We start from the raw sequence: 19,921 nt of genomic DNA on the forward strand, positions 1-19,921 counted from the left end.
CTTGCATGACCCCGAGGTGGCGATTTCCTTGCTAATTCATGAACGACGGCCAGGGGGGGCGAACGACGGCTAGGAGTCTGTCGGGCTTGAGCGTCCGTAGCGAGCCGAGTAGGGAATCGAGGCCAAATTTTCACGGTTTTGAGGATCATAGTGGTGGCTATGTGACGAAAAACCGGGGAAATTTGGACCGATTACCCGCCGGCGCACGACTGCATGGATGCAGGAGGTAGAGCAATGCAGGAGCAATTGCCGAGTAGGACGATCTCAAGTCCGACAGGCTCTTAGAATGGGTACTCAACCCCAATTCCCATCGACCCGTCAGCGGTCACCATCGGGGCCAGCCGCAGCGCGTCCCACCCCTGGGGCGCATCGCGCCGGATCCCCGCCGCCCGGTTGGCAGAATGGGCCTCAATCGCGCGCCCCCGCGCCACGGCAACCTTGCCGAAGCCGTACCCCATGGCGATGGCCAGGGGGTAATCGCTGGCCCAGTGCACCCCGTTGTTCATCATCTGAAACGAAAGCAGCCCCAGCAGCGTCCAGCCCAGCGGTTGAACGAAGGTATATTCGGGGTAGTTCTCGGCGATCACGGTGACGGTCATAACCCCGGTGGCCAAATGACCGGAGGGGAAGGCGTCGAAGCTGGGGACGTGTTGGTGGTAATCGATCTGATTGGGGAAAAAGCGCCACACCCCCCCACCCTGGGTCGCCCGAATGGGACTCTCGCGTCCGGTGATGTGTTTCAAGGTTTGAGTGGCGAAGGCAGTGGTCATCAGCCCCTCGACCAGCTCCGAGCCGGTCCTCAGGGCGCGGGAATCCTCGCCGAAGTAACCGTAGCCCAAAAAACCGAGGGCAAAGCTGGAGTGAAGCCAGCCGTCGCCAATGAAGTACATCGCCGAGCCAACATCGGAGGGGCCCCGAATCGGTTGGCCAAAAATGCTGAAATAGGGCTTGGTGTTGTCTTTGTTGCCTATGCCCCAGCGCCGCCCCAGATTCTGGGCGCCGTTGATGAGCTTCTGGTCGTAATAGATCAACACCCCGGTCGAAAGCACCACCGCCCCCCAGTAGGGGATCGCCTCCTCCTGCATCGCCTTGTCCCAAAGGGCGACGTAATCGCCGGGGAATCGCCACATGAAGTCCCAAAACTCGGGATTGTGGTACACCAAATCTGTATCGCCCCCCACCGTCGGCACCGTGTAGCGATGGGCAGGACTGGCGCTCGGCGGGGTCTGCCAGGGCAGATCGTCCGGGACGGTCCAATCGACGACGGGGGGGATGGGGTCGGCATGGACCCACAGGGGCCAAACCGCTAACAGGAGCACGGCCACAAAGCGAGGAAGCACGACGCAAATCCTTTAAATCTATAGAAGAAACGCCCAAAAGACGGGGGATTGTGCGCATCCTCGCCCCGACGCGCTACCCGCACCCGGTTTGGGACCGTTGATCGGCCATCGCGCACCTGGTCGGAATTTCTACCTGAACCCTCACACGGCCAAAAAACTTTCTAAGGAAGCGCCGATTTATCAGCGCTTCCGAGCGGCCCAGGGATGGTCCGCCAAAATCAGGAACGTAAGTGACTGATTTTTCAAGCGAAGCAAAAACGACACTTTTTGTAGCGTGCCGATTAATAGGCAGGAGCCTTTAATCGGCACTTCCCTAAATCGGCCCAAGGGGCATTGAATCGTCCCCCGACCCGAGTCAGGGTTCCCCTCTCGCAGGTCAACGTTGGATGCATGGAGACCATCATGCCCACCTCTCACACTGAAGACCTATTTTGCCACAACGACGAGCTCGGCCCCCTGGGGGAGGCGATTCCCTTGGCCGAAAAGCTGGCGGTGATCCATCGTTCCCTCGACCGACAGGTCGGCTGCATCAGCCGGATCGCCGTGGCCGCCTACGATCAAGCCACCGAATCGGTGCGGACGTTTCTTTCGAGCGACCGGGGTGCCCCCTCCCCCATCCAGCATTACGAAATCCCCTTGAGCCAAGCCCCTTCGCTGGCCGAGGTGGCCCAGCTCAGGCGGCCCAGGGTGGTCAACGATCTGGCGCTCTTTCAAGCCAGTACCCACCAACACACCCAACGCATCCTGGCCCAGGGGTATCAGTCCAGCTACACCTCCCCCATCCTTTTTCAGGGTGATCTGCACGGGTTTGTCTTTTTTAATGCCGAACAACAAACCGCCTTCAATGATCGGGTGTTGCCAACCCTCGATCTAGCCAGCCACCTGATCGCCAACCTAGCCCAACAAGAGATCGGGTTCTTCCACACCCTCTCGGCCGCCCTGAAAACCCTGTACGAGATCTCGACCCTGCGCGACCTGGAAACCTCAGGCCATCTTGAGCGGATGGGTCGCTATGCCCGCTTGATCGCCCGCGATCTGGCCGAGCGGGGGATCCACGACTTCAGCGACGAGCACATCGAGCGGATCTACCGCTTCGCACCCTTCCACGACATCGGCAAAATCGGCATCCCCGACCACATTCTGTTCAAACCGGGCAAGCTCGACCCCGAGGAGTGGAGCCACATGCAGCAACACACCACCATTGGAGGGCAAATCCTAGGAAAAATGGTCGATTACTTCGGCTTCAGCGCCTTGGACGGGCTCGACGTTCTGCGCTCGGTCGCTGAGCTGCATCACGAGGCGCTGGATGGCTCGGGTTACCCCTTTGGATTGGCAGGGGAAGAGATCCCCATCGAGGTCCGTATCATCACGGTCTCCGATATCTTCGACGCCCTGACCTCCCAACGTCCCTACAAAACCGCCTGGGATATCGACACCGCCTTCACCGTGCTCGACGCCATGGCCAAAGACAAACTCGATCACGAATGTGTTGGCTCGCTGCGGCGTCAAACCGAGCAGATCGTGTTGATTCAGCAGCATTTTGTGGATCGTAGCTGACCTGCCTGCTGCCAACGGCAACCGTAAAAAAACCGCCCATCGGGCGGTTTTTTACGGTTGCAGAAACATCTGCCTCAAGGGTTGGCGGTCGAGGCGGTTGCACGCCGTTCCTCTTGCCAGAGCGCCTCGACCCGGGTCCGGGTTTTATCCATCACCTCGGGGACGCTGCGGGTGCTCAAAAAATCGACGATCCAACCAAACCCCCACGGCACATCGCCCGGATCGGAGGCGACGTGGTAGACCGCCAGGGTGGCATCGGGGTGATTTTGAGCCGGTTTCAGACTCCAAAAGCCGGTGGTGTCGCGGATGGTTTCGGCGGGATCGAGCCCAGGCCATGGGATCAAACGCCAAACCAAGGTCGATTCCGCATCGCCGCGCCGCACGACCATCTCTAGCCGGTACCGTTTGGTTTTGCCCAGGGGCAACGCCAGGGTGTAGTTGGCGATCACCCGGTCGCCGCTGTTTTCCAGCACCTCGACCTTGGCGACATGGGGCATGAATTCGCTGCACCGTGCATGGTCGGTGAGGACCTCAAGCATTGTCGAAACCGGGGCGTGGATGATTCCCACCGACTCGGCAGCCCGCACATGGGGATTGCCCGAATCCAGGGGGCGGAGCACCACCTTGCCGTGATCGAGCTGATTCCATTCATCGGCAGACAGGGGGGCATACTGGGCAACAGGCAAGGGGGAGGCGGCGGCAACGCCCGCTATCCACAGCCCAAATACAACCATCAAAACACGCATCGAACCGCCTTATGGAGCGAAAAGGGCAAGATGGGCCGGATCATACCCACTTTGCCGGTCGGGATCTTGCCTCAGCGCACATTTTGTATGGGGCGCCACCGTGGCGCTGTTACCCCCCCAACCGCGCCATTCCCTCGGCCACCAAACCCGGCAGTCGCGCCAAGACCTCATCAGGCAAATCGGCCCGCACGGTGATGCGCAGTCGGCTGCTGCCCACCGGAACGGTCGGCGGGCGGATCGCCTGAACAAAGTACCCCTGCTCCCGCAGCCAGCCCGACAATCCCAACGCCCCCGCCTCTAAACCCACCACGACCGGAACGATGGGAACCGGCCCCTGACCGGTCAGGGGTAGCCCCAGGTCGGCCAATGCGGCGCGTAGCGCAGTCGCCTTGGTTTGCAGGGTGGCGCACGCCTCCCCCGCTGCGGCGATCTCCACCGCCTTGAGCGCCCCCCCCGCCACCATAGGCGACAGTGCCGTGGTAAAGATGTAGCCTCGCCCCAGGTTGCGCAGCCCTTCGACCACGGTGGTGCTGGCGGCGACAAACCCCCCTTGCGCCCCCAGTGCCTTGCTCAACGTCCCCATCACGATCAATCGGGGATGCCCCGCCACCCCCAGATGGTGCGCCGTCCCCCGCCCTTGACCCAACACCCCGGAGCCGTGGGCATCGTCGATCACCACCACGGCGTCGAAGCGCTCGGCGAGGGCCAGGATTTCGGGCAGGGGGGCCATGTCGCCATCCATCGAAAAGACGGCGTCGACCACGATGAACGCGATGCCGTGGTGGGGGGGGTGTTTTGCGAGCAGATCGCTCAGGTGGTTCAGGTCGTTGTGGCGAAAGCGGTGGACCTTGGCGGGGCAGGCGGCGGCGCCGTCGATGAGCGAGGCGTGGTTGAGGCGGTCGGTAAAAAGCAGGTCGTCGCGGGTGGTCAGGGCGGAAAGCAGAGTCAGGTTGGTTTGGAACCCTGCCGGAAACACCAGCGCCGCTTCACACCCCTTGAGGGCAGCCAACGCCGCTTCGAGTTCGAGATGCAGCGGGGTGGTGCCGGTCATCAACCGCGACCCGGTCGCCCCCACCCCGTAGTGCTCCCCCGCCGCGCAGGCGGCGGCGACCACCTCGGGGTGGCGGCTCAAGCCCAGGTAGTCGTTGCTCGATAGATCCCACAGGGGGGCGGCGCCCAGGGGACGTCGTCCCCCCAGCGGGGATGGGGTCGATACCGTCTCGCGCCGCCGCCTGTGTTCGGTATCGAGCCGCGTCAATGTAGTCAGCAGCCGCTGTTCCAACCGATTCAAACCGCCCCCTTTAGAAATGCCACGACACCTGGATGACCGTGGTCTTAACCGCCTCGTTCTTATCCTTCTTGGCCGCCTGTTGCAGCAGGCTGCTCAATCGGTTGTGGTGACGCTGATCGGAAGCTGGAGCCGCCAACATAGGGCCCAGATCATCGATCTGGGCGTTGGAGACCGACATCACCGGCCCCACGAACACCATGACCGGGTTGAAACCCTTTTCACCCACCCGCAACTCGATGTTGGCCGAGAAGGGGATCATGAACATCGGCATCGAGGCGGGGGTGCTGGCACCGGGAATGTCGATGCTGTCCGAAAAACCGCACAGCTCCATCGCAGCGTCGCGGGCGATTTCGTCGTCGAGCGCCTCGCGGATTGCGGACGATCCGCCACCCCCGGTCATGAAGGGCTTCTCAAAAACCTTTGGAGATACCCTTTTGCACCATCAGTTTACAGACCGCGTGCCACCTCAAGCGGGGGGCGACCCAGGTGTTGGAACATCCGCTCGTCGTCCTCAGGATTTAAACCGTTGGTGGTCAAATAATTGCCCACCATCGCCGCCGAGCCCCCCGCCATGAACAGCAGCGGTTGCAGCTCGCCGAGCAGGTGCCGCCCCCCGGCGATGCGAATGTCGGCCTTGGGATGGATGAAGCGAAAGACCGCCACGGTGCGCAGCATCTCGAAGGGGGTCAGGTTTTGCACCCCACGGTCGTGCAGGGTTGTGCCCTCGATGGCGTTGAGGAAATTGATCGGGATCGAGGCGATGGGGTAGGGCTTGAGGGTGAAGGCCATCTCGACCCGCTGCCGGGGGCTCTCCCCCATGCCGACGATTCCCCCGGCGCAGACGCTCATCCCGGCTGCGGCCGCCGCTTCTAGCGTGGTCAGGTTCTCTTGAAAGGTATGGGTTGAGCAGATGGCGTCGAAATGGGAAGGGGCGGTTTCGATGTTGTGGTGGTAGCGCTGTAACCCCGCCTCGGCCAGCTCCTTGGCTTGACCATGGGTCAGCGGCCCCAGGGAGGCGCAACGTCCAATGTCGGATTTAACCTTAATCGCCCCCAGGTACCCCTTGAGGGTCTCCATCTGGCTTTGGCTGCGCAGCCCCCACCCCGAGGTGACAATGCCGAAGGCGCGCGCCCCCATGGCGTAAGCCTCCTGCGCCTTTTCGGCCACCTGTTCGACCGGCATATAGTTGTACTCAGCGATGGCCGCCCGGCTGACCTTGGACTGAGAACAAAAGGCGCAGTCTTCGGAGCAATTCCCCGACTTGGCGTTGACGATGGCGCACAAATCCATCGCCTGCCCCATAAAGGTACGGCGGATCTTGTCGGCGGCGGCGAAAAACTCAAGGCTTTGCTCATCCGAAAGTTCGATCAGAGCGACCGCTTCGTCGAAGGTGATCTCGCCGCCGTTCAACACGCGCTCGGCACATTCGGTAATCAGGGGATTCCAGACAGACATGGGGGGCTCCACAGGAGGGGGTTCGATGTCGAAAAGTCTTTGTATTTTCAAGCATTGGCTGCGATCTGTCAAAAATGGCGCCGGCTTGATTGACCGGCTCTTCCTCCCCCACGGCTGCGCCCTGTGCGCCCGCCACCCCGCCACCGCTTTTCTGTGCGATTTTCCCAGCCTGCCCCTATGCACCCCCTGCTGCGAGGGGGGGATTCACCACCTCGCCCAGCCGCGCTGCCCCCTGTGCGGACGGGGGGTGGTGGCAGAGACTCCCGCCTGTCTGGGCTGCCAAAGCGACCCTCCCCCCTGGCCCCGCCTTCTGCTGGGTTTTCAAGATGCCGGCGCCCCGGCGCGGCTGCTGCGCAGCGCCAAAAAAGGGGGGGAGCGGGCCTTGGTGTTGCGGCGGCTGGGGGCGCTTTGGGGGCAACGCTGGGGGGAGCACGGACTGGCCGGAGTCACCATCGTCCCCATGGCCGGATCGATAACCCATCTGCGTCAACGGGGTTTGGGGGTGGTCACCCGCATCGCCTGGGGGGTGGGGGATGCCGTCGGAGGCAAGGTCATCCACCCCCTGCTGCCCCCCGACACCACCCAGTCGCAGCGGGGCAGACGGCGCAGTCAGCGGCTGAAATTGCCCCAACGGATTTTTCAGGCGCGCCCCCCGGCTGCAGGGGAGGATCCCAGGGTGGTATTGATCGACGATCTGCTGGTGACCGGTACCACCTTACGGCGGGCGGCAACGGCGTTGGTGCGGGCGGGGTGGGTGTTGGAGGGGGCGGGGGCACTGCTGTATCGGCCGCGATGGCGGGAAGAGATCGCGGCGCTCAGCCCCGCCGCCGCACCACCCGATGACGGTCGGCTTGAATGATCCCCGAGATCGCGGCGACGCAGCGTTCCAAATCGTCGTTGACCACGGCGTAGTCGTAATGGGGCAGCTGGGCCAGTTCGGTTTCGGCGTTGTGCAGCCTTAAAATCAGGTCGGCATCGCTCAGGTCGCCCCGCCCGTTCATCCGCGCTTTGAGCTCCTCCATGCTGGGAGGTAGCAAAAAGATGGTGCGGGCCTGGGCCATTTGGGCGCAAACCTGCTCAGCCCCCTGCACGTCGATCACCATCAGCAAATCGAGCCCCTGATTCAGCACCTGCTCAACATGCATCTTTTGCGAGCCGTACAGATTACCGTGCACCTGGGCCCACTCCACAAAACCTCCCGCTGCAATCCGCTGTTCGAAGGCATCGCGGCTGAGGAAGTGGTAGTCGACCCCGTCAACCTCGCCGGGACGGGGGGCTCGGGTGGTGGTGGTGATTAACCGGGTCAGCCCCGGTACCCGCGCCAGCAGGGCATTGGCTACCGTGGTTTTGCCGGTGCCCGAGGGGGCCGAGAGGATCCAAGGGATGGCTTGCCAATGACTCACGACGGCTCCTTACGCGGTTCTTGATCGGGATCCACCGCCCACAAGCGGTCCTCCCCCCAACGAAATTCGGGCAGATCGCCCAGACGGGCTGCGGGGTAGCCGACCCGCTCCAACGCCAACCCCTGGGCGGGGGCGGTGGGGGGCCAATCCTCGCGCCGCCGGGCTTCGAGCAATGCAGCCATCTGGGCCACACTCAGCTTCCCCTGCCCCACCGCGACCAACCCGGCCACCATATTGCGCACCATGTGGTAGAGAAAGGCGTTGGCCCGGACCTCGACCTCGATCTCGTCGCCGCACCGGACCGGGCGAGTCCAATGAATGTCGCGCACCGGATGAGTCGCCGCACATCCTGCCGCCCGCACCGCCGACCAATCGCGCATCCCTTGAAAACAGGTCGCCGCCGCCATCATGGCCTCGTCGTCGAGGGGATGTTTGACCCACCACACCCGCTGCAACCGCAGAGGGGATGGGGCGACGGTGTCGAGGATGCGGTAGCGGTAGGTGCGGCTGACGGCGCTGCGCCGGGCATCGAAGGAACCGGGCACCTGGCGCAGCGCCCGCACCTTGACCCCCTCGGGAAGCCAACGGTTGAGTCCCGGCCCCAGTGCCCCCACCGGCAAACGGGCAGGAACATCGGCATGAACCACCTGCCCGGTGGCATGCACACCCGAATCGGTCCGTCCCGCCGCCGTAACCGCAATGGGAACCCCGACATGGCGAGCCAACGCCCCCTCCAACGCCCCCTGCACGCTGACACCATTCTTCTGCCGCTGCCAGCCAACAAAAGCGCTACCCTCGTACTCAACCACCCAGGCGACTCGGCGCATCACCACACCCATACCGTCCAAGCCGCCACCCCCACCGCGGCAGGAACACTCCACCAGGGATGGCGCAGCGGCCACCGTGGCAACCCGTCGTAAGCGCCGCTGCGCAGCAATCGGGCATCGGCCTGCAGGTCGGCCATCGCCAGCAGGCGTGGCAACACCAGCGCCACCATACGTCCGTATTCGCGCAGCCGGGTCCGCAAAGGGGTGGGTCCCGCTGGGGAACGCAGGTGCATCGAACGGCGCAGGTCGCGGAAGAGGTCGAAGGTTGAGGGGAGGAAACCGACCGCCAGGGTCAACACCCGGCTGAACATGGCCACCGGCAACCCCAGCTTGCCCAAGGGGGCGAGCAGGGTCGAGATACCCAACGCCAAACCGGAAGGGGGGGTGGTACGGGTGAGAATGACCGCAAGCAGCAGCAACGCCACCAAATGCAGGGTCAGGGTCGCCGCCACCGCCAGCCCATCCCACGACAGGCCGGTACTCCAGCCCAAGACCGCGACGGGGTCGCCCGGGGTCAACCCACCGTGGAGCAGCAACAGAATCAGGAAGAAGTACTTCAAGCGGGTGGCCAGTTGAACGGCCATGGCCAAGGGGATTTGAGCCAGCATCAGCAGGCAGAGCGCCAGCACGAGGGCGGTTGCCCCCTCCGCCATGCCGTCGACATGCACCATCCCCGCCACCAGGGCCAAAAAAAGAATCAATTTTGTGGTGGCGGGGATGCGGTGCAGCGCCGTCGTTTGCCGACTGTGACGGCCGGAGAGTAGGTCCATGCCTCAGACTCTGGGGGATCGCCCCGATACGGGAAGAATCAGGCGCGGCCCAGCAGCCGAACCCCCTCGGCTTCAAGGTGGGGTTCCAGGTCGTGGACCACCTCGTCAATCACCTTGCCCTCGGCATTCTGGGACCAATCAAGAAGCAGATTCAGCGCCTCGGTGCGGGTCCGAGCCTCATCAAGGGCGTTGGCAAAATCGAGCAGGATGTCGCGAGGGTCGCCCCCCGCTTGCAATTTGGCGCGGCAGGCATCCAGAGAAATACTGCTTGGATCGAACAGGTGCATCTCCTCGTCGTCGTCCCCCTCCTGTGCGTTAGCCAGGTCGGACAGGGGGGCCATCATGCTGGGATCGAAGGAGCCCGACATCACCATCGTGCCGGTGATTTCGGAAGGGGTGCGCGAAACCCCGATATGGTCGGCATCCACCAAGCTCGACAGATCCAGGTCATCCAGATCGGCCATCTCCTCCTGGAGAACCTCGTCGACTTCGTCCTGTGAAGATGGCTTTTGGTCCACAGCGGCGACGCTTGCCTCATCTTGCGACCCCAGCAATCCCGACAGATCCAGGTCACCCAAACCAACCGAATCGTCGGCCAGAACGCTCTCGGGCGACTCCTCCTCCTGAGCAAACGGCCCCTCTTCGGCGGTACTGTGCTCCTCCAACAGTGATGATAAATCGAGATCTTCGAGATCGGCGCCACTCTGCATGAGCACCGTTGCCTCGGGGGTATCGTCGGTGATGGCGGCCTGGGAAAATTCTGCTTCACCCCCCTGAGCCTCAATCTCTTCTTCGTCTTCGACCGGCATCAGCAATTCGCTGGATTCGTCGAGATTTAGATCGACCCCGTCGTCGGCCGAACCGGCCAGGGCTGCAACGGCATCGTCGCCCCCGAACAGATCCTCATCCGATTCAATCGGCTCGGCCAAACCATCCAGGCTGGCGTTCAGGTCTAGATCGATTTCGTCGCCAACGGGCTCTTGCACACGCGGTGTGGGGGTCTTCGGTTTGTCGATCGCCTCCAAACCAAGGGCGGTCAAATCAAACTCGCCCGATAGGCTCAATTCGAGGGCGTTGAACTCGCCGGTCTCTTCGTCCTTGGCGGCCAGGGCCGATTGAATCGTAGCGTCGATATCGGTGGCGCCCATGTCGCCCAGGTCGAATTCCTCTTCCTCATCATCGGGTTCGGGGTGATTCATCAAGAGATCGAGATCGAACGCACCGGACTCCGACAGAGCGGCAGAGGCCTCGGCCTCAACCCCCTTGGTTTTTGCCCCGGGCAGGGAGACCCCCTCAAGATCGAGCCCGCCCAGATCGAGATCCATCTCGCCTTCCGCCGCCTCTGAAAACAGGTCGGCCTCGGCCTCCGAGCCTCCCAAGCTGGCCCCGGATAGATCCATCCCGGTTAAATCGAGATCGACCCCCTCCTCGGGTGCTTGACCCACCACGGTGGCATCGGCGTCGAACGTGGTCGCCGCGTTCATATCGAGACCATTGAGGTCGAGCTCCATGTCCCCCTCTCCGGCCTCGGAGAACAGGGACATGTCGACCTCGTCGCTCTTCAGACTCGCCCCGGAGAGATCCATCCCGGTCAGGTCGAGTTCGACCCCGCCCTCAGTGGAGATCTCGGAAAGCATGGTCCCCTCGTCCTCTACCGCCTCAAGGCCGGAGAGGTCCATGCCGTCCAAGTCGAGTTCAAGCCCGTCGCCCATCTGACCCATCTGGGTCGCACTCATCATCTGGGTGGCATCGCTTCCCGCATTGCTCTCAAGCGGCTCAAGCCCGCTTAAATCCATATCGGAAAGGTCGAGCTCAAGATCCCCACCAAAATCAAACCCCTCGGGCTGGGCAGCTGGCTTCGGTGCTGCGCTTTTCTTAGGCGGTTCATCAGCCACCATCATGCTCGACAGGTCGAACTCGTCGGCATCGGCGGGCACATCGGACGATCCGCCCCCGACCCCGGTTTCGTCGCTGCCGAAATCGAGGTTGAAGCCGTCCAGATCAAGACCACCCCCCGAATCTACAGCGCCCAAAGCTACGGTCTGGAGGCTGGCCGAAGAGTCTTCCAGACTGGGAGCCCCCCCCCCTTTGACGGTCCGAGCCCGGCCATCCCATTCGAGTTTGGTCGACTGGCTTAGAGCGCCGCCCATGTTGCGTTGCGCCACCCGGATGACCGACTCCATGCCGGCCGCATCGCCTCTGGCCTCGTAAATGGCCAGCATTTTCTCGTAAAAACGCTGCTCTTCCGGGGCAACCACCAGCCCCGCTTTGAGTTGATCGAGAGCGTCGTCCTCCATGCCGTAGTTGAAGAAAATTTCGGCCTGGGTGAAGAGGTCGTCGGGACTTTTACCCTCGGCCAATTTCTTGGTTTCGATCGAGATCTCATCGAGTTCGGGGGTTGCTGCCGCAGCCGTGCCACCGACGCCGAGCATCGGCTCTTTGAGCATCATGGTCCGCTCGGAACCATCATCGCGTTGAGCCTCGGCATGAACCGCGCCGGGCTGCACGAGGGCAATACCCTCTCCCACCGGCGTCGCAACGACCTGAGCTGCCTCGAACTCGAAATTGCCGCCAACGATGGCCGCAAGTTCTGCCTTCAACTTGCGGTTTTGCCATACCACGAAGCCCAGGCCTGCCAGTGCGAGGCACACCCCACCCAAGGCGCCCACAAGAAGAATGCTGTCGTCAAACAGGCCAGCCTCTTCCGTCGAAACAGGCCTGCCCAGTGCTGCGGCCTTCAACTGCCCCCGCAACATCGCCATCTCTTTGTCGCGGGCCTCGTTCTGAGCTGCAATCTGGGCAACCAAGTCGTCGAGTTTGGAGCGCAGCGCCGCCGCCTCTTCCTCGGCGTGGGCCAGCTCTTGGCGGGAGGCTGCATCCAGGGTGGCGGTCGGGGTCGGCGCCGCACTACTTTGATTCTGGGCCTGACTCGTCTCGTCGCTCTTGCCCGACCCCTCCTCACCGCTGTGTTGACCGGCATCGGGGGCGGGGGTCTTGGCGGCCATACCGGAGGCCTGATCCTGCACCACCATCTTCACGGTGTAGCGGGGATGGGTCCGATCCCACTCCTTCATCTGCCGCGAGATTTCAGCCACGGCACCTTGATGGGACAGGGCGGCAACCTCGGCACGCTCGGGCACCTTGAACCAGGAGCCCTTCTTGATGGTGTGCATGTTCCCGTCGACAAAGTTGTCGGGATTGGCCTGGAACAGCGCCACCACCACCTGTTGCAGGGTCAACGACTCGTCCTTGCGCAGACGGCGGGCGATCTCGAACAGGGTATCGCCCCGCTGGGTCGGTCCGTATTTGTCGGTACGTGCCCAGCCGTTGTAGACATCGCCCGCAGGGGCTACCGGTGCCACAGCAACCTGCCCATCGGGAGTCACCGGAGCAACGGCGCCGACCGGCGCCACCGCCACAATGCCGGGACGGGGCGCTGGGGTCACAGGGGTCTGCTGCTGGGGTTGAACGGCAGGGGTGGTCGCCGCCGGACGGGCAGTCGGTTGAATGACCGGCGCCGACATCGCGGTCGAGGCAGGAGGGTCGAGCAGAACAGGGAAATTGCGGTACACCGCCCCGCTGTTTTGGTCGATTTTTAATAGCAGATTGAAGAAGGGCGCTTCGAGGGCGGTCTCGGAAGAGACCACCACCCGAAGCTCACCGTCGATGGTCGCGATGCGCGGTTTGAGCTGGCCGACCACCGGATCCCGGAAGGCCTCCAACACCTGGTAATCGGAGGATGTGCCGATGCTGACAACCATCGACTCCCCTTCGCTGGAGCCGACCATCGTCAGGGGAATTTCGGCATAAAACGGTTCGCCCAGATGACTGACGATCCGTATTCCCCCGAACGAAACGGCATCGGCCGCACTGGAGAGCCACGCCCCCAGCCCTGCCGCTAGTGTAACCGCCAGAATCCGATGCCACATTTTGGGCCACCACTTCGCCGCCATCTATTCTCTCCCACGAAAACGTTCAGCCAGAAGGCGGTCCATGATAGCCCCCATGAGGGGTCTCAGTGCCCCCGTCTCAACGCTCTTGAATCAGGATTTCTGCAATCTGAACAGCATTTAGAGCCGCGCCTTTACGTAAATTATCAGCCACGATCCACATATTCAAGCAATTCTCGTGACTTGGATCGTTACGTAAACGTCCCACATAAACGGGATCGGTGCCGCCGCAGTCGGCTTGGGTCGGATAAAGCCCCATCTGCGGGGCGTCCATCACCACCACCCCGTCGGCCGCACTGAGCACCGCCCGGGCCTCGTTGGGGTCGAACGGTCGCTCAAACTCCACGTTGACCGATTCGGCGTGGCCGTAAAATACGGGGACGCGCACCGTGGTAGCCGTGACGCGGATCGCCTGAGTTCCCATGATTTTGCGGGTCTCCTCCATCATCTTGACCTCCTCCTTGGTGTAGCCGTCTTCTAGGAAGGAGTCGATCTGAGGGATGCAGTTGAACGCAATCCGCTTGGGGAATTTCTTCGGCTTCATCTCTTCGCCGGTGTACAGGGCCCGTGTCTGCTCGAAGAGCTCATCCATCGCCGAACGGCCCGCCCCCGAAGTCGCCTGATAGGTCGAGACCACAATGCGCCGAATCGGATTGACGTCGTGCAACGGCTTGAGGGCCACGACCATCTGGATCGTCGAGCAATTCGGGTTGGCGATGATCCCGCGCGGGGCGTTGAAAATCTGCTCGGGGTTGACCTCCGGCACCACCAGCGGCACATCGGGATCCATGCGAAAATGGCTGGTGTTGTCGATGACGGTACACCCCGCCGCCGCCGCTTTGGGGGCGTATTCGGCAGACACCGAACCGCCCGCCGAGAAGATCGCCACCTTGACCTGCGACCAATCGAACTCGGCGGCGTCGAGCACCGTGATCTCTTCGTTGCGGAAGGTGATCTCTCCCCCCGCAGAACGGCTGGAGGCCAGCGGATAAAGCTTGCCGACCGGGAAATTGCGCTCCTCCAAAATACGGAAGACTGTCTCCCCCACCGCGCCCGTGGCGCCCAAAACCGCAATATCGACCAACTCACTCATGACTTAACCCACCACTTCGTCAATGGCCCGGCACAGGGCGTCGCCCATGGCGTCGCAGCCCACCGCCTGCCCCCCCGCCGCGATGTCGGCGGTACGGATCCCCTGGTCGAGCACCTTCTCGACCGCGCGTTCGATCCAATCGGACTCGGTCGTCAGGTCGAACGAATGTTTGAGCATCATCGCCGCCGACAACACGGTGGCGATCGGGTTGGCCTTGTTCTGCCCGGCAATGTCGGGGGCCGAACCGTGGATTGGCTCGTACATGCCGGTTTTTCCACCCAGCGAGGCGGAAGGAAGCATGCCGATGGAGCCGGTGAGCATCGAGGCCTCGTCGGAGAGGATGTCGCCGAAAATATTGCCGGTAACGATGACGTCGAACTGACGGGGCCAGCGGATGAGCTGCATGGCGGCGTTGTCGACGTACATGTGCGACAGCGCCACATCCTGGTAATCGGCGTGGACCCGGATGACCTCGCCCCGCCACATCTCGGTGCATTCGAGCACGTTGGCCTTGTCGACCGAGCAGACCTTGCTTGAACGCTTGCGGGCCGCTTCGAAAGCGACGCGGGCGATCCGCTCCACTTCGTCGCTGGTGTACACCATGGTGTTGAAACCACGCTTGCGCCCGTCGGGCAGGGTCTCGACCCCTCGGGGCTGGCCGAAGTAGATGTCGCCGGTCAGCTCCCGCACCACCAGCACATCGATGCCACTGACGATCTCGGGGCGCAGCGGAGAGGCATCGACCAGCTGGGGGTAGACCTTGGCGGGGCGCAGGTTGGCGAACAATCCGAGCTCTTTACGCAGGCCGAGCAAGGCCCGCTCGGGGCGGACGCTGTAATCGAGCGCCTCCCACTTCACACCGCCGACCGCGCCGAGCAACACCGCGTCGGAGGACTGGGCCAGCTTCAAGGTCGCCTCGGGCAGGGGGGTGCCGGTCAGGTCGTAGGCGGTCCCGCCGACCGGGGCCTCCTCGAACTCAAAGGTGGCGGAGGAGTGCTCGGCCACCTTGCGCAACACCTTCACCGCCTCGGCCACGATCTCTTGGCCAATGCCGTCGCCGGGAAGAACCGCGATCTTGAAGCTGCTCATGTCTGTGCTCCATCAAAGTGCAAAAGCCCCGAACTCGGGGCGAAAGGGATTCAGGAAACGCCGACTCAAGGCATCCTGCCTTGAATCGGCACACTACGCAAAAAGCGTTGTTTTTTCTTCGCCTGCAAAATCAGTCACTTACGTTCCCGATTTTGGCGCCCCATCCCTGGGTCGCTCGGAAGCGCCGAATAAATCAGCGCTTCCTTCAGGGATTCAGCGCGGGGTCGTCGAAGTGGGGGGCCGGAGCCACATCGCTACGCAGAAAAACCTCTTGGCGGATGCGTCGGTTGGCCTCTGAGAGCATCGCATCGAGCTTAAAAACATCGGCCACTTGAAACGCAACCGGCAACACCAACACATAGGGCGATACAAATCCCGACACCACCACCAAGGCCAGCATTCCCAACACCCAGGGCCACCCCCTCACCCCTTGTAGATAAACCCGGTGGGCCATCAGAGGGAACAGGAGCAGCCACCACAACCGCGCCACCCAGGGCTTGCGACTGCGACGCCGATAAGCAAGTTGGGCGGCCTGTAGGCCGCCCCCCTCGAAATCGAACTGGGCCCAGGAGGGCTTGCCGATCATTAGGTCCCGGTCAGCCCGTGCTTGCGGGCGTAAGCAAAAATCCCCCCCGCCTCGACGATCCCCGCCGCATCCCCCAGGGGATTGAGGGCGAAGCGCTCGCCGCTGCTGTGGTTAATCAACTGGCTGGCCGCGATGTCGATCTCAACCTCATCGCCGGTTTTGATCATATCGTTGAGTTTGGCGCTCGCCTCGATGGGGTAGAGGTAGCCACCATCCACCGAATTGCGGAAGAAAATCCGGGCGTACGATTCGGCCACCACCGCCTTGACCCCGGCGATGTTGAGCGCCACCGGAGCGTGCTCGCGCGACGAACCGCAGCCGAAGTTCTTACCGCCGACGATGATGGCGTAGTCGCTCAGGTGCTCCCCCTCACGCACGAAGGGAATGTCGCCCGCGGGCAGGCCGCGTTGCCCCGGAGGGACCGACGAAAGGGCAAAGCGCCCGTAGTTCAGCCGCTCCTCGGGATCCTCCAGCGAGTACACCAGGTACTGAGCCGGGATGATCTGATCGGTATCGATGTCGTCGCCGAGCACGTAGGCCCGGCCGCGAAGGGTTTGCTCCATGTTCAACCTCAGTGCTTGGCCTGGAAAAGCTGAAAACGATTGCCGTCGGGATCGACGAAATCGGCCATCAAGCCGTAGGGCTGCTCCTCGGTGGTGCCGAGAAACTTCACCCCTTTGCCTTCGAGCTTGCCCCGCAGGGTGAGCAGATCGCCGACCCGAAAGACCACCACACCGCCGTTGCCGGGGGCGGGACGATCCTTGCCCTGACGGTGGTTGGGACCGTGCAAGGAGAGGTGAATCGCCCCCACCTTGAACTCGGTCCAGTCGTCGGAGGAAAACAACCGGGTCAGCCCCAAGGTGTTCTCGAAAAAATCGACCGAACGGGCCATATCGGAGACGGGCACCCAGACCAGGGAAACGTTCAGGCTCATTTCAAAAACTCCCGCGGATCGGTGATGACCCCGGTGACTGCCGAAGCGGCTGCGGTCAGAGGGCTGGCCAGATAGACCGCGGACTGCTTGGAGCCCATGCGGCCGGGGAAATTACGGTTGGTGGTCGAGATGACCTGCTCGGCCCCATGGGTGCGACCGAAGGTGTCGGCCGGACCGCCCAAGCAGGCGGCGCAAGAGGCCTCGCCGATGTCGCAACCGGCGGCCACGAAGATGTCGAACAGGCTCTTGCCGTTGTGGCGCACAGTGCGCAGATCGGCCGCCACATCGGTGGTCGCCGGAACGATGAAGGTGGGAATGGCCACCTTGCGTCCGTCCAAAATGCGGGCCGCTGCCACGAAATCCTCCGTCTTGCCGCCGGTGCAGGAGCCGATGTAGGAGCGATCGAGCTTGGTGCCCGCCACCTCGGAAACCTTGGCTTTGTTGTCGGGGCTGTGGGGTTTGGCCACCACCGGCTCAAGATCGCTGCTCTTGTAGACGATCTGCCGCGCCACCTTGGCGTCGGGATCGCTGTAGACCGGTTCGAACGCCCGCTTGGCCCGCCCTTCGAGGAAGGCGAAGGTCTTGGCGTCGGGGGCGATGATGCCACTCTTGGCCCCCGCCTCGATGGCCATGTTGCAAATGGTCATCCGCTCTTCCATCCCCAGCGCCTCGATCCCCGACCCGGCGAACTCCATGGCGCAGTAGGTCGCCCCATCGACCCCGATGTCGCCGATGATCTGCAGGATCAAATCCTTGGCCATGACGTAATCGGGAATCTCGCCGTCGAAGACGAAACGCAGCGTCTGCGGGACCTTCACCCAGAGCTTGCCGGTGCCAAGGATGAAAGCGGCGTCGGTGTTGCCGATGCCGGTGGCGAACATGCCAAACGCCCCCGCCGTGCAAGTGTGGGAGTCGGTCCCGAACAGCACCTGGCCCGGAAAATCGAACCCCTCGTGGGCGAGTGCCACATGGCAGACCCCTTTGTAGCGAGGGGTGCCGAAGTCGTAGAAGTGCGGCAAATCCTGCTCGGCGGCAAAGCTACGCAAAATATCGAGGTTACGCCGGGCGTGGGGATCGGCGGTGAAGATGTAGTGATCGGGGATGATGACCAACCCGTCCTTATTCCACACCTTGGCATCGGCGCCGAATTCCCGCTTGAAGATCCCGATGGTGCCGGGGCCGCAGACGTCGTGGGTCATCAGGGTATCGACGTCGATCCAGACGTTTTCCCCCGGCACAACCCGGTCGCGGCCCGCGTGGCGGGCAAGAATCTTCTCGGTGATCGTCATCGACATGAGCGTCTGACTCCTAAGAACAAGCCCCAAAGGGCGTCGAAAAACTCAAATTAAAGCTGCGGGTGTTCGGTACGGACCCGTCCCGCCAGCTTGTTCAGCGCATTCACATAGGCCCGGGCCGAGGCGACGATGATGTCGGTATCGGCCCCCTGGCCGTTGACCACTCGGCCCCCTTGCCGCAGCCGCACGGTCACCTCACCCATGGCGTCGGTCCCCGAGGTAATGGCGTTGACCTGGTAAAGCAACAGCTCCCCCTCGACCGGCACCAGCGTCCGGATCGCCTTGAAGGCGGCGTCGACCGGACCGTCCCCTTCGCCGATCTGTTCTTTTTCTTCGCCGTCGACCGTCAGCACCACCTTGGCCGAGGGACGGGTTCCGGTGCCCGATTGGCAACTGAGCGCTTTGAGAACGAAACGGTCGGGAGAGCGGGTGATCTCCTCGTCGACGATGGCCAACAGGTCCTCGTCAAAGACCTGTTTTTTGACGTCGGCCAAATCTTTAAACCGTAAAAAAGCGCGGTTGAGTTCGTCCCCTTCAAGATTGACCCCGAGTGAGGCGAGCCGGTCGGCAAAGGCGTGGCGCCCAGAATGTTTGCCCAGCACCAGCTCGGTTTTGGTCTGCCCCACCGACTCGGGGGTCATGATCTCGTAGGTTTCTTGCGCCTTGAGCATCCCGTCTTGGTGGATCCCCGATTCGTGGGCGAAGGCGTTGGCTCCGATGATCGCCTTGTTGGGCTGGACGTTGATGCCGGTGATCGCCGAGAGCAGCCGCGAGGCGGGGGTGATCTGGGTGGCGTCGATGTTGGTGTCGATCCCGCCGAAGCAGTCGCGGCGCACCTTGAGCGCCATGACCACCTCCTCCATGGCGGCGTTGCCCGCCCGCTCCCCGATGCCGTTGATGGTGCATTCGACCTGACGGGCCCCCGCCTGAACGGCGGCCAGGGAGTTGGCAACCGCCAGCCCCAAGTCGTTGTGGCAGTGGACCGAGATGATCGCCTGATCGATGTTGGGCACCCGGTTCATCAAGGTGGCGATCCGCTCCCCGAAAATCCAAGGCAGGGTGTAACCGACCGTGTCGGGGATGTTGATCGTTTTGGCCCCAGCCTTGATCGCCGCCTCGACCACCCGGCAGAGAAAATCCATCTCGGTACGCCCGGCGTCTTCGGCCGAAAACTCGACATCATCGGTGTACTGGCGAGCGTGGCCAATCGCCTTGATCGCCGCCGCCACCACCTCGTCGGGGCTCATGCGCAGCTTTTTTTCCATGTGGATCGGCGAGGTGGCGATGAAGGTGTGAATCCTTCCTTGCGCCGCCGGAGCAATCGCCCGACCCGCTGCGTCGATATCGGCCTCGCGGGCGCGGGCCAGGCCGCACACCGTCGATTCCTTCACCGTCTGAGCAATGCGGTGCACCGCGTCAAAATCGCCGGGGCTGGCCACCGGAAAACCGGCCTCGATCACGTCAACCCGCAGCCGCTCAAGCTGCCGGGCGATGCGCAGTTTTTCTTCGGTGTTCATCGAGGCGCCGGGCGACTGCTCGCCATCGCGCAACGTGGTATCGAAAACGATCAAATGATCGGACATGA

At 62.8% G+C, this 19,921-nt stretch carries 18 protein-coding genes; 2 read left to right on the forward strand and 16 right to left on the reverse strand.

Going from position 1 to position 19,921, the window contains the following annotated elements; all coding sequences use genetic code 11:
* Positions 1-281 precede the first annotated feature (281 nt).
* On the reverse strand, positions 282-1,340 hold the full coding sequence (locus AUJ55_02260; protein ID OIO60130.1) for a hypothetical protein: 1,059 nt from the start codon (positions 1,338-1,340) through the stop codon (positions 282-284).
* 402 nt (positions 1,341-1,742) lie between these two features.
* Between AUJ55_02260 and AUJ55_02265 the strand changes: the two genes are divergently transcribed.
* The gene (locus AUJ55_02265) at positions 1,743-2,897 is read left to right on the forward strand and encodes a hypothetical protein (GenBank protein OIO60131.1); all 1,155 of its coding nucleotides are present in this window, start codon (positions 1,743-1,745) and stop codon (positions 2,895-2,897) included.
* A gap of 74 nt (positions 2,898-2,971) precedes the next feature.
* Here AUJ55_02265 and AUJ55_02270 read toward each other — a convergent pair whose 3' ends face one another.
* From AUJ55_02270 to AUJ55_02285, 4 genes are all read right to left on the reverse strand, one after another.
* Complete coding sequence (locus AUJ55_02270; protein ID OIO60132.1) at positions 2,972-3,643, reverse strand: hypothetical protein; 672 nt, start codon at positions 3,641-3,643, stop codon at positions 2,972-2,974.
* Between the two features lie 109 nt (positions 3,644-3,752).
* Positions 3,753-4,934, reverse strand: coding sequence for a hypothetical protein (locus AUJ55_02275; protein ID OIO60133.1), 1,182 nt, complete (start codon positions 4,932-4,934; stop codon positions 3,753-3,755).
* A gap of 10 nt (positions 4,935-4,944) precedes the next feature.
* Positions 4,945-5,334 (reverse strand): hypothetical protein, encoded by a 390-nt coding sequence (locus AUJ55_02280; protein ID OIO60134.1) that lies wholly within the window; start codon positions 5,332-5,334, stop codon positions 4,945-4,947.
* A 47-nt stretch (positions 5,335-5,381) separates the two neighbouring features.
* On the reverse strand, positions 5,382-6,389 hold the full coding sequence (locus tag AUJ55_02285) for a biotin synthase BioB (GenBank protein ID OIO60135.1): 1,008 nt from the start codon (positions 6,387-6,389) through the stop codon (positions 5,382-5,384).
* A gap of 25 nt (positions 6,390-6,414) precedes the next feature.
* Here AUJ55_02285 and AUJ55_02290 point away from each other — a divergent pair, with 25 nt between their 5' ends.
* Positions 6,415-7,248: a hypothetical protein gene (locus tag AUJ55_02290; protein ID OIO60136.1), complete on the forward strand. Its 834-nt coding sequence runs from the start codon at positions 6,415-6,417 to the stop codon at positions 7,246-7,248.
* On the opposite strand, the gene AUJ55_02295 is transcribed toward AUJ55_02290, so the two are convergent.
* The 11 genes from AUJ55_02295 to AUJ55_02345 form a co-directional block, all read right to left on the reverse strand.
* On the reverse strand, positions 7,205-7,792 hold the full coding sequence (locus AUJ55_02295) for a guanylate kinase (GenBank protein OIO60137.1): 588 nt from the start codon (positions 7,790-7,792) through the stop codon (positions 7,205-7,207). The two genes, AUJ55_02290 and AUJ55_02295, sit on opposite strands and share 44 nt — an antisense overlap.
* On the reverse strand, positions 7,789-8,619 hold the full coding sequence (locus tag AUJ55_02300) for a tRNA pseudouridine(38-40) synthase TruA (GenBank protein ID OIO60138.1): 831 nt from the start codon (positions 8,617-8,619) through the stop codon (positions 7,789-7,791). Before AUJ55_02300 ends, AUJ55_02295 begins: the two co-directional genes overlap by 4 nt.
* On the reverse strand, positions 8,619-9,389 hold the full coding sequence (locus tag AUJ55_02305) for a hypothetical protein (GenBank protein ID OIO60139.1): 771 nt from the start codon (positions 9,387-9,389) through the stop codon (positions 8,619-8,621). Before AUJ55_02305 ends, AUJ55_02300 begins: the two co-directional genes overlap by 1 nt.
* A gap of 38 nt (positions 9,390-9,427) precedes the next feature.
* Positions 9,428-13,342, reverse strand: coding sequence for a hypothetical protein (locus tag AUJ55_02310; GenBank protein OIO60140.1), 3,915 nt, complete (start codon positions 13,340-13,342; stop codon positions 9,428-9,430).
* 76 nt (positions 13,343-13,418) lie between these two features.
* Complete coding sequence (locus AUJ55_02315) at positions 13,419-14,432, reverse strand: aspartate-semialdehyde dehydrogenase (protein OIO60141.1); 1,014 nt, start codon at positions 14,430-14,432, stop codon at positions 13,419-13,421.
* A gap of 3 nt (positions 14,433-14,435) precedes the next feature.
* A complete protein-coding gene (locus AUJ55_02320; GenBank protein OIO60142.1) occupies positions 14,436-15,521 on the reverse strand; it encodes a 3-isopropylmalate dehydrogenase in 1,086 nt (361 codons plus the stop codon).
* A gap of 205 nt (positions 15,522-15,726) precedes the next feature.
* Positions 15,727-16,107: a hypothetical protein gene (locus tag AUJ55_02325; protein ID OIO60143.1), complete on the reverse strand. Its 381-nt coding sequence runs from the start codon at positions 16,105-16,107 to the stop codon at positions 15,727-15,729.
* Positions 16,107-16,670 carry a 3-isopropylmalate dehydratase gene (locus AUJ55_02330; protein ID OIO60144.1) on the reverse strand — a complete coding sequence of 188 codons (564 nt, stop codon included), beginning with the start codon at positions 16,668-16,670 and terminating at the stop codon, positions 16,107-16,109. Before AUJ55_02330 ends, AUJ55_02325 begins: the two co-directional genes overlap by 1 nt.
* An 8-nt stretch (positions 16,671-16,678) precedes the next feature.
* The gene (locus AUJ55_02335; protein ID OIO60145.1) at positions 16,679-17,041 is read right to left on the reverse strand and encodes a hypothetical protein; all 363 of its coding nucleotides are present in this window, start codon (positions 17,039-17,041) and stop codon (positions 16,679-16,681) included.
* Positions 17,038-18,336, reverse strand: coding sequence for a 3-isopropylmalate dehydratase (locus AUJ55_02340; GenBank protein ID OIO60146.1), 1,299 nt, complete (start codon positions 18,334-18,336; stop codon positions 17,038-17,040). Before AUJ55_02340 ends, AUJ55_02335 begins: the two co-directional genes overlap by 4 nt.
* A 50-nt stretch (positions 18,337-18,386) precedes the next feature.
* Positions 18,387-19,919, reverse strand: coding sequence for a 2-isopropylmalate synthase (locus AUJ55_02345; GenBank protein ID OIO60147.1), 1,533 nt, complete (start codon positions 19,917-19,919; stop codon positions 18,387-18,389).
* Positions 19,920-19,921 lie beyond the last annotated feature (2 nt).

Source organism: Proteobacteria bacterium CG1_02_64_396, assembly GCA_001872725.1.
In the GTDB taxonomy this organism is placed as follows: domain Bacteria; phylum Pseudomonadota; class MNWR01; order CG1-02-64-396; family CG1-02-64-396; genus CG1-02-64-396.